The 15,172-nt window shown below is 54.1% G+C and carries 12 protein-coding genes; all 12 read left to right on the top strand.

The features are described from left to right. The first annotated feature begins 7 nt into the window (after window positions 1-7). Complete coding sequence (locus N3G78_11040) at window positions 8-784, top strand: ABC transporter ATP-binding protein (GenBank protein ID MCX8118454.1); 777 nt, start codon at window positions 8-10, stop codon at window positions 782-784. Next, complete coding sequence (locus N3G78_11035) at window positions 781-1,614, top strand: ABC transporter ATP-binding protein (protein ID MCX8118453.1); 834 nt, start codon at window positions 781-783, stop codon at window positions 1,612-1,614. The genes N3G78_11040 and N3G78_11035 overlap by 4 nt, the downstream gene beginning before the upstream one ends. Continuing rightward, a complete protein-coding gene (locus N3G78_11030) occupies window positions 1,611-2,360 on the top strand; it encodes an ABC transporter permease (GenBank protein MCX8118452.1) in 750 nt (249 codons plus the stop codon). The genes N3G78_11035 and N3G78_11030 overlap by 4 nt, the downstream gene beginning before the upstream one ends. Before the next feature lie 19 nt (window positions 2,361-2,379). Continuing rightward, a complete protein-coding gene (cobN, locus tag N3G78_11025; GenBank protein ID MCX8118451.1) occupies window positions 2,380-6,168 on the top strand; it encodes a cobaltochelatase subunit CobN in 3,789 nt (1,262 codons plus the stop codon). After that, on the top strand, window positions 6,165-7,181 hold the full coding sequence (locus N3G78_11020; GenBank protein MCX8118450.1) for an AAA family ATPase: 1,017 nt from the start codon (window positions 6,165-6,167) through the stop codon (window positions 7,179-7,181). Before cobN ends, N3G78_11020 begins: the two co-directional genes overlap by 4 nt. Further along, the gene (locus tag N3G78_11015) at window positions 7,178-9,034 is read left to right on the top strand and encodes an AAA family ATPase (protein MCX8118449.1); all 1,857 of its coding nucleotides are present in this window, start codon (window positions 7,178-7,180) and stop codon (window positions 9,032-9,034) included. Before N3G78_11020 ends, N3G78_11015 begins: the two co-directional genes overlap by 4 nt. A gap of 378 nt (window positions 9,035-9,412) precedes the next feature. After that, on the top strand, window positions 9,413-11,422 hold the full coding sequence (locus tag N3G78_11010; protein ID MCX8118448.1) for a TonB-dependent receptor plug domain-containing protein: 2,010 nt from the start codon (window positions 9,413-9,415) through the stop codon (window positions 11,420-11,422). 140 nt (window positions 11,423-11,562) lie between these two features. Continuing rightward, window positions 11,563-12,366, top strand: a complete 804-nt coding sequence (locus tag N3G78_11005) for a zinc ABC transporter substrate-binding protein (protein MCX8118447.1) — start codon at window positions 11,563-11,565, stop codon at window positions 12,364-12,366. Between the two features lie 7 nt (window positions 12,367-12,373). Beyond that, window positions 12,374-13,153, top strand: coding sequence for a metal ABC transporter ATP-binding protein (locus N3G78_11000; protein ID MCX8118446.1), 780 nt, complete (start codon window positions 12,374-12,376; stop codon window positions 13,151-13,153). Between the two features lie 13 nt (window positions 13,154-13,166). Continuing rightward, entirely contained in the window at window positions 13,167-14,009 is an 843-nt protein-coding gene (locus N3G78_10995; GenBank protein MCX8118445.1) for a metal ABC transporter permease, read from the top strand. Between the two features lie 7 nt (window positions 14,010-14,016). After that, a complete protein-coding gene (locus N3G78_10990) occupies window positions 14,017-14,634 on the top strand; it encodes a methyltransferase domain-containing protein (protein ID MCX8118444.1) in 618 nt (205 codons plus the stop codon). Window positions 14,635-14,645: 11 nt separating this feature from the next. Next, on the top strand, window positions 14,646-15,172 hold a 527-nt coding region (locus N3G78_10985), incomplete at its 3' end, for a deoxyhypusine synthase family protein (protein MCX8118443.1).

Genomic DNA, 15,172 nt, shown 5'->3' with positions numbered 1-15,172 from the left:
GTCGCAGATGTTAGAGGTTCGGAATCTCTATTTCAGACACCAGAAGAGAGACCCAGATATTTTGCGGCAAGTTGAATTCAGGGTGAATGGAGGAACCATCACAGCCATCCTCGGACCGAATGGATCGGGAAAGACGACCCTTTTTAAGTGCCTGATGGGATTGTGGAGACCCCAGAAGGGTGAAATCTTATTGGAAAAGAAGGATATCTCAAGGGTCTCCACCACGGAGAGGGCGAGGATCTTCGGGGTCGTGCCACAGGAACATGATCCCCCATTTCCCTATTCGGTCATGGATGTGGTCTTGATGGGAAGGGCTTCCCATCTCGGGCTCTTTTCCTCTCCTTCACCCAAGGACTACAGGATTTGTGAAGCATCCCTTGAGATGGTTGGGATTGTTCATCTCCGCGAACGGCCTTATACTAAAATCAGCGGGGGGGAGCGGCAACTCGTCCTCATCGCCCGAGCCCTTTCCCAGCAAGCCCCCATTCTTTTGCTGGACGAGCCTACCACCCACCTCGATTTCAGGAACCAGGTGAACGTCTTAAAGAAGGTGAGAGAGCTGGCCCGGGAACAGAGGTTGACCATCCTGATGACCCTCCATGATCCAAACCTGGCCGTGCTCTTTTCCGATGAAGTGATTTTGATGAATCATGGCACGGTTTTGGCCAACGGCAAACCCCATGCCGTGATCAACGAGAAGAGTTTGCACGAAGTCTACGGAATCGATGTCTCCATCATCGATTGGAATGGAACGAAGGTCATCTATCCGAGGGTCGAGGCATGATCGAAGTGAGAGATCTCACCAAACATTATGGACAGGTAAAGGCCCTCCACCGTCTCTCCCTCGAGATCAAAAAGGGTGAGGTCTTCGGTCTTCTGGGTCCCAACGGAGCGGGGAAGACGACCCTCATCCGCTGTCTGACCACGCTGGCCAAGCCCGATTCGGGGGTTTGCCGGATCGAAGGCTTCGATGTGCAGCGGGATGGGGCGGAATTGAAAAAGATCATCGGGGTGATGCCCCAAGAGAACAATCTCGACAAGGAACTTACGGCCCATGAGAACCTTCTCATCTACGGGATGCTCCATCGGGTGGAAGACCTCCGGAACCGGATCGACCAATTTTTAAAACTGGTGGGGTTGGTGGATCGGAGAGATTCCCTCGTCTCCCATTTCTCTGGGGGGATGCAGAGGCGTCTGTTGCTCGCAAGGGCCTTGATGACGAATCCCAAGGTCCTCTTTTTAGACGAACCCTCCATCGGCCTCGATCCTCAGATCCGGCGCCAGATGTGGGACCTCATCCGGAAGGCCCGGATCGACGGACGCACCGTCGTCCTCACCACCCATTATATCGAGGAGGCCGAGGCCCTCTGCCAGCGTGTGGCCATCCTGTCGAAAGGGGAGCTGATCGCCCTTGACAGCCCGGAGAATCTCAAGGCCAAAATCGGCCCTTACGTGGTGGAATATGTGGATGGGAACGGCCATCTGGTACAGCATCTCTGCCAGAGCCGGTCGGACGCTCATGCCCTGGCCGGCCGTCTGGAAAATAACGTCACCATCCGGAAGGCCAATCTGGAGGACCTCTTCGTGAAGTTGACCGGAGAACGGCTCGAATGAACCGATTTTTGGAGTGGTATCCCATCTACCTCCGGGAGATGCTCCTTTTCCGGAGGAAGCTCTTTCGATTGGGATACCTCTTTTCCGCCATGGTCATCCCCGTGATCTACCTGATCGCCTTCGGCCTCGGCTTGGGCCGAAGCGTCCGGATGGGAAACGCGAACTATCTCGATTTCCTGATCCCCGGGCTTGTCGCCATGAGCTCTATGAGCAATTCTTATACTTGGGTGGCCAGCAGCCTCAATCTGAACCGGCTCTATTTCAAGACCTTTCAGATCTTCATCCAGGCCCCGATCCGGCCCTCCTCGGTGATGGTGGGTGAGGTCTTAGCGGGGATGACCAAGGGCCTCTTCGCATCCTTGTTGACCTTGTTTGCGGGTTTGCTTTCCTCGGCCCGGTTCACCGTGAGCCTCCTCTTCCTGGCCACTTTACTCCTCAACTGCTTTCTGTTCGCCAGCCTCGGAATCATCACCGGAATGCTCACCAAATCGCATGAGGATACATCGACCTATTCCAACTTTCTCATCCTTCCCATGTCCTTTTTCAGTGGCACTTTCTTCCCGGTCCATGAATTGCCTTTTTACCTTAAACCCATCCTCTATCTGATGCCCCTGACCCACACCAATATCCTCATGAGAAAGACTGCCCTCGACCAGGAGGGGGGGGTCTCCCTCATAGCCCTCTTGGTCTTTGCTTTTGTCTTCTTCGCCTACGGCTCTTATCTCATCAGGAGGTACCATGAATGACCTTGCGAGGAGACCGGACATGAAAGTCTTGACCCTCATGTGGGCCTCTTATCTGCCTCTTCTTCAAGAGGCCGCCGAAGACCTTGGCCTTCACCTTTTGGGTTTTTCGACAAAACAGATCAGCAAGAACAGAGAGTGGATCAAAAAGATCGCCGGAGAAGTCGAAAAGGTCGACCTGATTCTCCTCTACCGGACGCATGATGTTTTTTGGGAGGAGATCGAAGAAATCCTCCGTCCGGCCCGAGAGAGGGTCCCTCTCATCGTGATCGGCAGTGATCCTTCCTTCGGCGCCTTCTCGAATGTCCATCCGGAAATGGTGGTCCAGGTATATCGTTATCTCCTCTTTGGCGGCAAGAAGAACATGGTCAATATGTTCAAATATCTTCTCCGTCTTCTCTTTGGGGAAAAGATGGATTTTGAAGGGCCGGAAGAAGTCCCCTGGCAGGGCATTTTTCATCCGGGGATGGAAACGGCCTTTGAGGACACCGATCAATACCTCTCCGCCTATCGGGGATATCTCTCTTTCCTTCCCGAATCCTTCGTAGGGGTCCTCTACTCTCGATCCAACTGGGTGAATAACAATATGGAGGTGGAGCGCTCTCTCGTATCGAAGCTCGAAGAACAGGGATTGGGCGTGATCCCTGTCTTTCTTTACTCGTTGAAGGACCAGAATCTCGGAAACTTGAGCGGCGTGGAGGTGATGGAGCGGTTCTTCTTGAAAGACCGGTCCCCAAGGGTCGAGGGGGTCATCAAATTGACCTCCTTCTTCCTCGCCAGCACTCGGGGAGGCCTCAAGGAATCAGAAACCCCTTCCGGGGTCTCCCTTTTAAAGAAGATGGGCGTGCCGCTTTTCTGCCCCGTGATCTCCTATTACAAAAGCAAGGAACAATGGCTTGCCGATGGAGAAGGGCTCGGATCGCAGGTGGGCTGGAGCGTGGCCATGCCTGAATTTGAAGGGGTGATCGAACCTATTTTGGTCGGAGCCATTCGAGGGGTAGAGGATTCCATGGGGGATACCTATGAAGCCATCGAGGACCGCGTCGAAAAATTGGCCAAGAGGGTCTCCCGATGGATCGCCCTTCGAAAAAAACCGAACCGTGAAAAGAGGGTGGCCTTCATCCTCCATAACAATCCATGTGCCAGTGTGGAGGCGACCGTGGGAGGAGGGGCCCATCTCGACACCCTCGAGTCTGTATCCGATCTCTTAAAGAGGATGGCCGCCGAGGGATATCAGGTTCTCCCACCGGAAAACGGAAAGGCCCTGATCGACGAGATCATGTCGAAGAAGGCCATTTCGGAATTCCGATGGACAACGGTGGAGGAGATCGTCGAAAAAGGCGGAGCTCTGGCGCTCCTCGAAAACGAACGATACCTACAATGGTTCAATGAATTGCCCGAAACGACCCAGAGGCGGATGATCGAAGCCTGGGGGAATCCTCCCGGAGAAAGGAAGAATGGGATCCCTCCTGCGATGGTGCATGATGGAAAGATCGTGGTGACAGGGATCCGTTACGGAAACGCGGTGGTCTGCGTTCAACCGAAGCGGGGCTGTGCAGGGGCCCGATGCGACGGGGAGGTCTGTAAGATCCTCCACGACCCCTCCGTGCCCCCACCCCACCAGTACGTGGCAACCTATAAATGGCTTTCAAGAGATTTCGGAGCAGATGTCCTCATCCATGTGGGTACCCATGGCAATCTCGAATTTCTTCCCGGCAAGGGGACCGGTCTATCCTCGGGCTGTTTCCCGGACATCGGGATCGATTCCGTTCCTCACCTCTACATCTATAACGCCGACAATCCTCCGGAAGGGATCATCGCCAAAAGAAGAAGCAATGCGGTCCTCGTCGACCATATGCAGACCGTGATGACCCAGGGCGATCTGTATGGGGATCTCTTAGAGGTTGACAAACTTCTTGAGGAATACCATCGCTTCAAACAAAGCGATCCCTACAAATCGCACACCCTGATGCATATGATCATGAATAAGGTAACCCAACTGAATCTTCTCGATGGGGCACCCCTGACCCACGACAATTTCGATGAGCAGGTTCAGGAGATTCATGAAAAGCTCTCTCTTCTGAAGAAGACCTACATTCCAAAAGGCATGCATATCTTTGGAAGAGTACCCGAAGGGGAGGAGTGCGCGGATTTCATCTATGCGATCCTCCGGTATGACACCCGGGAAGATTCTCTCCGATCGGTGGTTCAGAAGATCGTCTCCTGCGCTTCCCCATTGGAAGGAGAGGCCGTGGCTGAGAAGGCCGAGACGATCGCGAGAGACCTTTGCAGGGATTACATCGTCAGGGGTAGAGACCTATGGGTCGCTCTCGCCGATCGATTCCCGATCACAGAAACAGATCGCGGCACCTTAAGGAAGGTCCAATCCCAGATCGACGAGATTCGCCAGAGGATTATCGACTCGGATGAAGTCGGTGCCCTGCTCTCGGGAATGAACGGCCGCTATATCGAACCCGGTCCCTCCGGACTCATCACCCGGGGGAGACCCGATGTGTTGCCGACGGGCAGAAACTTCTACGGCCTTGATCCCAAAACCCTCCCTTCTCGTGCCGCATGGGAGATCGGGCGATCCCTCGCGGAAAAAACCCTCCAGAAGTATCTGGACGAAGAGGGAACCTATCCTGAAACGATTGCCTTTTACTGGCAGTGCTCTGACCTCATGTGGGCCAATGGAGAGGGGATGGCCCAGATGATGGCCCTGATGGGCGCAAGACCCCTCTGGGAGGGAAGTGGAAGGGTGAAGGGATTTGAGATCATCCCCCTCGATCAACTGGGTCGGCCTCGGATCGACATCACGGTGAGGGTGTCAGGGATCACCCGGGATAATTTCCCCAACGTCATCGAACTGCTGGACGAAATCGTCCAAACGGTGGCAGCCCTGGAAGAACCGGCCTCCCTCAATTTCATCCGTAAACACACCTTGGAGAGGCTGGAGAGGGAAAAGCCCGATCCGGAGGCGATGAGGAAAGCGACCTATCGTATCTTTGGCAGCATGCCGGGCACGTATCAGGCAGGAACCCAGCTCGCGGTCTATGCCTCTGCCTGGAAGACCGAAAAGGACCTGGCCGATGTCTTCCTCTACTGGAACGGATATGCTTACGGCAAGGAGGTCTTCGGAGAGTCGGCCCATCAAAGCCTCAAAGAAAACCTGAAGCTCGTTGACCTGACCTTCAACAAAACGGTCACGGATGAGTATGACCTGACCGGCTGCTGCTGTTATTTCGGGGCCCATGGAGGGATGATCAATGCCGCCAAGGTCATCTCAGGAAGGGAGATCAAGAATTATTACGGGGACACCCGCGACCCAAATGAGATTGCCATCCGGACCCTCTCCGAGGAGATCCGCCGGGTTGCCCGGGCCAAGCTGCTGAACCCCAAGTGGATCGAAGGGATGAAAGAACATGGTTACAAAGGGGCAAGTGAGATCAGCAAGAGAATCGGTCGCCTCTACGGATGGCAAGCAACCTCCAGAGCCGTGGATGGGGCGATTTTTGATGATGTGGCTCGAACCTTCCTGATGGATGAGGAGAATCGAAGGTTCTTTGAACAGAACAATCCCTGGGCCCTTGAGGAGATCGCCAGAAGGTTGATCGAGGCCGCGGAGCGGGGGCTCTGGGAACCTTCGCCGGACATAAAAGAGGCCCTGAAACAGATCTATGTGGAGATAGAAGGCTGGGTAGAGGAAAGGATGGGAGAAGTGAAAGGCGACTTCCAGGGAGGAAATATCGATATTCTGACTCCCGAGGAGGTCGGGTACTGGAAGAAGAAGATGGAGGAGATCTTAGGATGATTTTCCCTTTCACGGCCATCGTCGGCCAGGAGGAGATGAAGACAGGATTGATCTTGAATGTGATCGACCCTTCGATCGGGGGCATCCTGATCATGGGAGAGAAGGGAACGGCGAAAAGCACCGCGGTCAGGGCGCTGGCAGACCTTCTGCCAGAGATGGAGGGGGTGAAAGATTGTCCCTTTAACTGCCATCCGAAGGAGGGCCTCTGCCAGAGCTGTCAGGAGAAGATCCAGACAGAGGGCCATCTCCACTATGAGAAGAAAAAGATGAGGGTGGTGGAGCTCCCCCTCGGAGTTACAGAGGACAGATTGGTGGGGTCCCTCGACATCGAGCATGCCTTGAAGAAGGGGGAGAAGAGGTTCGAACCCGGGATTTTAGCCGGAGCCAACAGGAATTTCCTCTATGTCGATGAGGTCAACCTGCTCGAAGACCATATCGTAGATCTCCTGCTCGACTCGGCGGCCATGGGCGTCAATACCGTGGAAAGAGAGGGCGTTTCTTTTACCCATCCTTCGAAATTCATCCTGGTCGGGACGATGAACCCGGAAGAGGGAGAGCTGAGACCCCAGCTTCTGGACCGATTCGGTTTATGTGTCGAGGTCAGATCGATTCAGGACAAGGCGTTGAGGATGGAGATATTGCGAAGAAGGGCTGAGTTCGATTCCAGGCCGGCGGACTTTTTCAGGGCCTGGGAGGCAGAACAAAAAGCCCTCTCTCAAAAGATTATGAGCGCAAAGGAGAATTTAAACGCCGTCAACGTGACGGAGGACGTTCTTGAAAAGATCGTCGGGGTCACCTCGGCCTTGAATCTGGATGGCCACAGGGCCGACATCGTCATCATGAAATCGGCAAGGGCCCTCTCAGCTTTTAAAGGAAAGAGGACGATCGACTCGGAGGAGATCAGGGAGGCGGCCCAGTTGTCCCTTCGCCATCGGTTGAAAAGACTTCCTTTCGAGGAAATCGAAAAGGGGAACGAACAGGTTCAAGCCGTCCTCTCTCAAATGGGGCGATGAGATTTAGCGAGTTCGTAGGACATCCGGATGCCAAGCTATCTCTGATTCTGAATGCCATCGATTTCCGATGCGGTGGGGTCCTCTTCATCGGAGAGAAAGGAAGCGGTAAATCGACCCTTGCAAGGCTTTTTAAGGAGTTGCTTCCCGAGGACACCCCCTTCGTCGAACTCCCTCTGAATATAACCGAAGACCGATTGATGGGCGGCATCGACATTGAAAAGACCCTGTCCTCCGGAAAAAGAGTCTTACAGAAAGGGCTCCTCTGCAAAGCCCACGGAGGAGTGGTCTACGTGGATGACATCAACCTGCTTCCGCCGGAAATACTCCCTCTTCTCATGGCGGCTCAAGATAAGGGCGAAGTCATCATCGAGAGGGAGGGATTTGCTTTGAAGTATCCTTCCAGATTCGTTCTAATCGCAAGCATGAATCCGGAGGAAGGGAACCTATCTCCTCACCTCCTGGACCGATTTGGAATGTGTGTGATCTGGCAGGGCTTGAGAGATGCAAAACAGAGAATGGAAGTCATCAGGAAGGCCGGAGGCATAGACCTCCAGCCTCATCTCCGTCAAGCTTCCCCCGACCATCATCTCAAACACAAGATCGCCTCGGCTCGGAACGCTCTTGCACAAATTGCCATCTCCGATCCTTTGAAGGAATATATTGCTGACCTCTGCAGGCAGAATCTTCTTCCCGGACACAGGGGCGATATTTACCTGACCTATGCCGCTCGAGCTTATGCCGCCTATTGTGGACACCCGGAGGTAACCCAGGAAGGGGTAGATGAAGTCCTACCCCTCGTCCTGACACACAGGGTAAGAATGCTGGAACAGATGAAACCCGTCGAAGAACCCCCTCCGGCTCAGAAGGAGCGCCCCCCAGAGGTACACGAAAGACAGGGGTCTTCAGAGGATCCTGGCCGAACTCCTGAGTCGACCAGATCAGAGCAGCCAGAATCAGAGGGGCTCCAAAACACCAGCGTTCAAGGGGTGGAGTTGAGACCGAAAGAGGAGGTCTTCGAGGTAGGCCATGCCTTCAAAATCCGCAGGATGTCTTTTAGAAAGGACAGGATCTATCGGATGGCCTCGGGTAGAAGGACAAAGACCCGGGTAAAGGATAAAGGGGGGCGTTACCTTAAAAGCCTATTCAGGGGAAAGGACGATATTGCCATCGATGCTACGATCCGGGCCTCCACGCCCTTTCAGGCCATGAGGGGGAGGAAGGATAGATTGGTGATCCACGAGGAAGATCTGCGGTTCAAGCAAAGGGAGAGAAAGATGGGCCATCTGGTGGTCTTCGTCCTGGACGGTTCGGGTTCGATGGCTGCCCGCAGGAGGATGGTGGAGACGAAAGGGGCGATCCTCTCCCTGCTCATGGATTGTTATCAGAAGAGAGATCAAGTCTCGTTGATCGTCTTCCGAAGAGACAGGGCTGAACTGGTCCTCCCCCCCACCAAAAGCCTAAACTTCTCTTTGAAGAAATTGACGGAATTACCCGTTGGAGGGAAAACCCCTCTCTCAGCCGGACTCCTCGAGGCTTACAAACTGATTCGTCGGATGGAGATCAAAGCTCCTGAGACGAGGACGCTTCTGGTGCTCATCACGGATGGAAGGGCGAACCAGGCGTTGACCGATTTGCCGGTGGGAGACGAAATAAAAAAGGTAGCCGCTTGTCTCAGAGGCAATCCCCGTACCGATATTGTCGTGGTCGATACGGAGGATAAAAAAGGGTTTATGAGAACCGATCTCGCCCAGCAGCTCGCCACGTATCTTGAGGCGGATTACTACACGGTCGAGGGCTTGAGGTCGGAGTTTCTAACGGAATTGATTCAGGCCAAGAAAAACGCACGGGCTTGAACGAAGACAGTTTTCGCCATTCGTGACCAAAGGGATCGGAAATCGATCCTTGGCCATTGAAGGCAGGATAGGAGCCACGAAGGCGCACCCCAGGAAGGGGATATCCTTTGGTGGCTTTTTTTATTTGCTTCCCAAATGGGTCAAGAAGACCTCATCCCTCCTGCGAAAGGAGAAAAAAACCAAAGGGGGGATATCATGAAAAGAAAGGCTGAAACCATGGTCCCAGAAGCGCGCGGTATCGAAAATGATCGGCAGAGGAGGAGGCCCTTAAAAGGCTTAAAAAAGAGCTTTTTAATAATCTTTTTGCTATGTATCCTCTTCCTGCTCGCCGCCGTCCCTGGAATGACCCAGGAGGTTGAAAAGAAAGAAGAGAAAACCGTGCTGGAGGAAATCCTGGTCATCGGCACGCCTTACAGCAATCCTGTCACTCCAGTGAATACCCGGTATGGCACCCAGTACAATCTGGTGACCGAAGAACAGATCAAGGAACAGAACACTTATGATTTCCAGCCGACGATGCGCAATGTCCCAGGGGTCATGTTCCGCGGCTGGAATCTTTTGGGAACCCAAACCAGCCACAGCCTTTATATTCGTGGCCGGGGGGCCAGTCACCCGGGCGCGGACTTTCCCATCGAATTTGATGGGGTGCCTCGCTATGGGGCCATCTTCGGCCAGGTCTTGGGGGATAGCATCGCCATCTCCACCATCGGGGGGATGGAGATTTACAAGAGTCCCCAGCTCCATCAATTCGGAAGCGGCTATGCCTTGGTTAATGTTCTTCCAAAATATTTGAAGAAGGAGGGCCATGAAATTGTTCTCCATTTCAGCGGGGGAAGTTATTATACCTTTTATGAGAGCCTCTCAGGGGGGTTTAAAAAAGGACCTTTTGATGTCTACCTGTCTCAGAGTTTGGTGGACACCGAAGGGCATCGCAATCCCCAGCGTTGGGCAGAAGTCGAGGGCCGGCACGACAGGGACAGAGGGCAGCAGCAGAGCTACTATGCCAACACCGGTTATCAACTCAACAAAGAATGGAATCTCAGACTCCTGGCCAATTATGTGAGGAGTAAAACCGAAGCTCCCATGCCGGACGTCAAACCCACGCCGACCAACGGCGTAAGTTGGCCCATGGCCGAACGTTTTGACACTGAAAACTTCCTGACCACCTTGACCCTGAATCACGAGTATAAACAGTTCCAGGGTTATCTCAAGGCCTACTGGAATGAGACGGATTTTGACCTCATCCAGGAGTTAACGAATGGCCGTCGATATGGCCAGGGTACGGGCGGCCTCTGGTCGAGACAGGAAATCTCCCTATACGGAGTTCGTGGAAGGGAAAGACTCCAACTCTGGCCTGGGGGGGAGATGATCCTCGGGACAGACCTCGACTTCACCGAATTGAAAAATACTCAGCGAACCTTCACCGGAAGGGCCGTGCCAGGTATCAATGGCGGACAGGCAAAGAGAACGTGGGATTTTCCCGACACCCTGCTTGTCTCGCCCTACTTGGCCGTGAGCCAGATGGTCGGACGGTTGGATGGGTTCTATCTCATCCCCTCGGTAGGCTTCCGGTATTTTGAACACGACGAGTTTCGGGACAAACCCTCCTCCCAGGCCGGCGTGGTCACCGGATATAAGGATCTTCGCCTCAATCTCCAGTACTCCAGAGGGGTCATCTATCCCACCCCCGTAGCGGTCATGAACCTGGTGGTCAGCACTTCCACGGTGACCAATCCCAGGCAGTACTGGGAGACGATAAAGCCGGAGGTGGTCAATCATTTCGAAGGGGGCCTCAGCTACACGTGGCCTAAGATCGTGACCTTGGGAGCCACCGCCTTCTACGACAAAGGGAAAGACCGTTTCCAGGCCTATATGTTTGGGCCCATTCCGACCCTATGGAACGACCCGATCGGTCAATACAAGATTCGTGGCCTCGAACTTACCAGTACCACGACGCCTTTCAAAAATCTCGAGCTCTTCGCCGCCGCCACCTGGTTAAAAGCAAGAGCGACCGGGAATAATGGCGTCACCCAGGAACATCTCCCTTACACCCCTGGGTTTCAATTTCAGGCTGGAGTGGCGTGGACCTTTCTCGATCATTTCAAGCTCTATATGGATATGCAGCACCTCAGGGACCTCTATCAGGGTACGGTCCGAAGGAGTGGAACTCTGAACTTCACTCCGCTAACGCGGATCGACAAATTGGACGACATCACACTGGTCAACGCCCGTTTGAGCTACCGTTTCCATTTCCAACCCCTCTGGTTGCGCGATTCGGAAATCTTTTTAGCCGTCAATAACCTTTTGGACAAAGAATATGAATATAACAAAGGCTACCCCATGCCCGGGATCACCGCCTTTGCGGGGATGGTCCTGAAGTTCAAATAGGAGAGGAAACCGGATCTTTCCGAGCATCGGGATATCGCCATCTGGGGGCTTCCAAGAGGCTTCCTCTTGAGGTGAAGGAGGGATTGTCAATGCCGTTTTCGAAGAGGTGGGCCCTTTTAACATTGAGTTTGGCGTTCCTTGTGGGATCTTCCGACATCTCCTTCGCCCTTTCTTCGAAAGGAGGCGATCGAGAGGGAAGGCGTTGGGTCGTCACCTCCGATACGATCCTTTCGAGCATGGCGGCCTCCCTCTTGCCGCAGATTCGGTATGCCGTCGAGGCCATCCTTCCGCCCGACCAGTGCCCGGGCCACTATGATATGAAACTCTCCGATATTGAAAAAATAGGAAAAGCAGACCTCCTGATCTCCTTCAAGGGGATGTCTTTTTTCCACAAGGTCAGTTCGGGTAAAAGGGCGCAGTTGTGGGTAGAGACGGGAGGCCGCAACTGGATGGTTCCCGACGCTTACCTCTTTGGGCTGGAGGTTTTGGCCGAGGGGCTGGTCGCGCATTTCCCGGAAGATCGGGAAGAGATCCTGAAAAGGAAAGGGGAGGTGATACTTCGAGTCAAAGAGGTATCGCGGGCTCTCACGGAAAAGATGAAAACTGCCGGCGTGGCCGGAAAAGCGATGATCGCATCCTCCATGCAAAAAGGGTTCCTGGAATGGATGGGGTTCCGGGTGGTGGGAGAATATGGAAGGCCAGAATCGATCTCGGCCCGAGAAGTGATCCGTCTTTCCAAAATCGGGAGGGAACAGAAGGCCGTCGCGGTCGTGGATAACCTTCAGTCCGGACCGGAGGCGGGCAAGGGGATCGCCGAGGCATTGGGGGTTCCCCATGTCGTCTTGACCAATTTTCCTTCGGAGAAGGGTTACCTTGCCACCCTCCAGGAGAATGTGGAGATTCTCCTTTCGACCCTGAAAGGGAGGGGGGAAAACCCTTTTTGAGGAGGTTATGGAAAGAGAGAGCGTCCTCGAGCTGAAGGACGTTACGGTCCGGAAGGCCAACCGAATCCTTTTGGACCGGATCTCGTTGGAGATTTCTCCACACGAGTCCCTGGGAATCATCGGACCAAACGGTGCCGGGAAGACCACCTTCCTGAACGTCATCGCAGGATTCGAGCGGTTCGAGGGGACACTCAAGCTCTTCGGGAAAGCTGAAACCCACCGTCGGTCCCTCAAAACCCGTCTTCGGATCGCTTACGTTCCGCAAGGATTTCAGGTCGAACCGGCCTTTCCGATCTCAGCCTTGGAGGCCGTCCTGACCGGTGCCGCTGGGAGATTGGGCCTTTTTCGCTCTCCCGGAAGGTGGGAGAAAGAGAAGGCCATGGCAATGTTGGAGTTGATGCGAATGAGCCATCTCGCCCAGCGACCCTTGGGGCAACTCTCAGGAGGAGAGCGGCAGAAGGTTTCCCTGGCGCGAGCCATCCTTCAGGAGCCGGATCTTCTTCTCATGGATGAGCCAACGGTCAACCTCGACATCGCCGTCCAGAAGGAAGTCCTCAACCTTATCGACGAAATCCACCGACGGGAGGCCCTTACCCTTCTCTTCGTCACGCACGATTTTAATATGATGCCGACCTCAGTGAACCGGGCCGTGCTGCTTCATCAAGGCAGAATCGTTTTTGATGGCGATATCCACAGGGCGTTGTCCGGGGAGACCCTGAGCCGGTTGTTCCAGTATCCTTTGGAGACGTTTGAGCGGAACGGGAAAAGATTCGTTTCTTATGGTTGATGATTTGATCGAAATGTTTTCGGTTATCCCTTTCCAGCGTGCGGCCATCGCATGTGTGCTCTGCGGTTTGAGCTGTTCCCTTCTCTCTGTTTTTGTAGTGCTTCTGAAGATGCCCCTGATTGGCGTCTCCATGTCTCATGCAGCTTTTGCAGGCGCCGTCCTTGGGATGCTTCTCCATTTCGATCCTTTCCTAAGCGGTTTGGCCCTGTGCCTGATCGTTGCGGCAGTGCTCGGCCCCCTGTCTGACCGCACGGACATCGCCCTTGAAAATGTCCTCGGCATCCTCTTTTCTTTTTTGATGGGGCTTGCCTTTCTTGCCCTGGGGGTCCTCACGAGGACGAAGGCAAGCGCCCTCAATCTGATGTGGGGAAGTCTGCTGAGCCTCTCTGGATCCGACTTGATCATCATGGGCCTCATAACGCTGATCCTCGTTTCGTTTGTCCTCCTCTTTTTTAAGGAAATCCGTTCTGTGCTCTTCCAACGACGACTTGCCCAATCCAGTGGTGTGCCGGAAAGGGTGATTTATTATGCCCTTCTCTTTCTAACGGGAGCGGTGGTGTCCTCCAACCTCACGACCGTGGGCGGGCTTCTTATTTTCGCCCTGCTGGTGCAGCCAGGGGCCACGGCCCTTCAGTTGACCTATAATTTAAAACACTTTTTCATCCTTTCCGCGGCCTCTGGAATCGGCGCCTGTGTTTCAGGGCTTATCGTTTCTTATCTCTTCGACCTACCGTCCGGAGCGGCCGTGGTCCTTATGGCCACAACCCTTTTCGCTGCTGCCTATCTCTTTTCGCCCAAGCGCCGCTTGGGAAAACTTAAGGAAAGGAGCGAACTCGATCAACATGACTCCAGATGAAATCTATTTGAATCGAAAGCAATTCTTCGATGAGCAGGCCGAAAAGTGGATGGACATGTGGTATAAGGACCCTTCAACAGGGCGCTACGACAAGCATGAAGAGAACTTTAAGCGGCTCTTCTCCCTTCTGCCTCTGAGGCCAGGGGATCGAGTGCTTGATGTCGGGTGTGGAACCGGCGTGCTGGTCCCCTACGTCCTCGAACGGATCACTTCGAAGGGCCTCCTCATCGAACTGGACTACTCGGAAAAGATGATCGAAGTGAACCGGAGGCTCCATCCGGAAGCCAACCTCCGATTCCTCGTCGAAGAGGCAGAGGAGACCTCGGTGGAGGAGGCCTCTTGCGATGCGATCATCTGCTTCTCCTCCTTCCCCCATTTTCATGACAAGGAAAAGGCCATGGAGAGGTTTTCTCGGATCCTGAAACCTGGAGGGTTTTTGGCTATTGCCCACTTCGAATCGTCCGAAGGGATTAAGAAACACCATGCTTCCTGTCCGCCGGTCATGCACGATCATCTTCCCGAGGAGCCTTCCATGCGTTCGATGTTTCAGAGATTTGGATTGAAGGTCGAACGGTTTATCGATGAGCCCGGTTTCTACTGCGTTTTGGGGAAAAAAGTTTCCTAAGGGGAGTGAAGATGGATCACGGACCGCTCTCTTCTTTTATGATTCGCCATTTCCGCCATTTCAATTCGGCTGCCCTCCTCGATGCGGCCAAGGCCTACCTCCTCCATCTCGAGCAGGGAGGTTACATGATGGTGGCCATGGCAGGGGCGATGAGCACGGCCGAGATTGGCGTCTCCCTGGCCGAGGGGATCCGCAAAGGGAAGGTCCATGGCCTCTGCTGCACCGGCGCCAATCTGGAAGAGGAGGCCTTCAATCTAATCGCCCACCATTCCTATGTACGGATCCCTCATTACCGCTCCCTCTCTCCCCAGGAGGAGCTGGAGTTGCTCGAGAGGGGTTTAAATCGGGTCACGGATACTTGTATCCCCGAGGAAGCTATCAAACGCCTCGAGTCCTATCTAAGGGAAGAGTGGTTTCAGGCAGACCGGAGGGGAGAACGTCTCTTTCCCCACGAGTTTTTTTACAGACTGATCCGTAGCGGGCGCCTTGAACCGGAATATCAGATTGACCCGAAGGAAAGCTGGCTGGTCGCCGCCTG

The sequence above is a fragment of the Thermodesulfobacteriota bacterium genome (genome assembly GCA_026415035.1).
Classification (GTDB): Bacteria; Desulfobacterota; BSN033; order BSN033; family UBA1163; genus RBG-16-49-23.
Note: the sequence above shows the minus strand (reverse complement) of the source record. Positions and strands in the feature narration are given on the sequence as shown.

Bases quoted from the DNA above. Each gene is read 5' to 3' on its own strand.
- N3G78_11040 (MCX8118454.1), top strand. From the start codon at position 8: ATGTTAGAGGTTCGGAATCTCTATTTCAGACACCAGAAGAGAGACCCA.
- N3G78_11035 (MCX8118453.1), top strand. From the start codon at position 781: ATGATCGAAGTGAGAGATCTCACCAAACATTATGGACAGGTAAAGGCC.
- N3G78_11030 (MCX8118452.1), top strand. From the start codon at position 1,611: ATGAACCGATTTTTGGAGTGGTATCCCATCTACCTCCGGGAGATGCTC.
- cobN (MCX8118451.1), top strand. From the start codon at position 2,380: ATGAAAGTCTTGACCCTCATGTGGGCCTCTTATCTGCCTCTTCTTCAA.
- N3G78_11020 (MCX8118450.1), top strand. From the start codon at position 6,165: ATGATTTTCCCTTTCACGGCCATCGTCGGCCAGGAGGAGATGAAGACA.
- N3G78_11015 (MCX8118449.1), top strand. From the start codon at position 7,178: ATGAGATTTAGCGAGTTCGTAGGACATCCGGATGCCAAGCTATCTCTG.
- N3G78_11000 (MCX8118446.1), top strand. From the start codon at position 12,374: ATGGAAAGAGAGAGCGTCCTCGAGCTGAAGGACGTTACGGTCCGGAAG.
- N3G78_10995 (MCX8118445.1), top strand. From the start codon at position 13,167: ATGTTTTCGGTTATCCCTTTCCAGCGTGCGGCCATCGCATGTGTGCTC.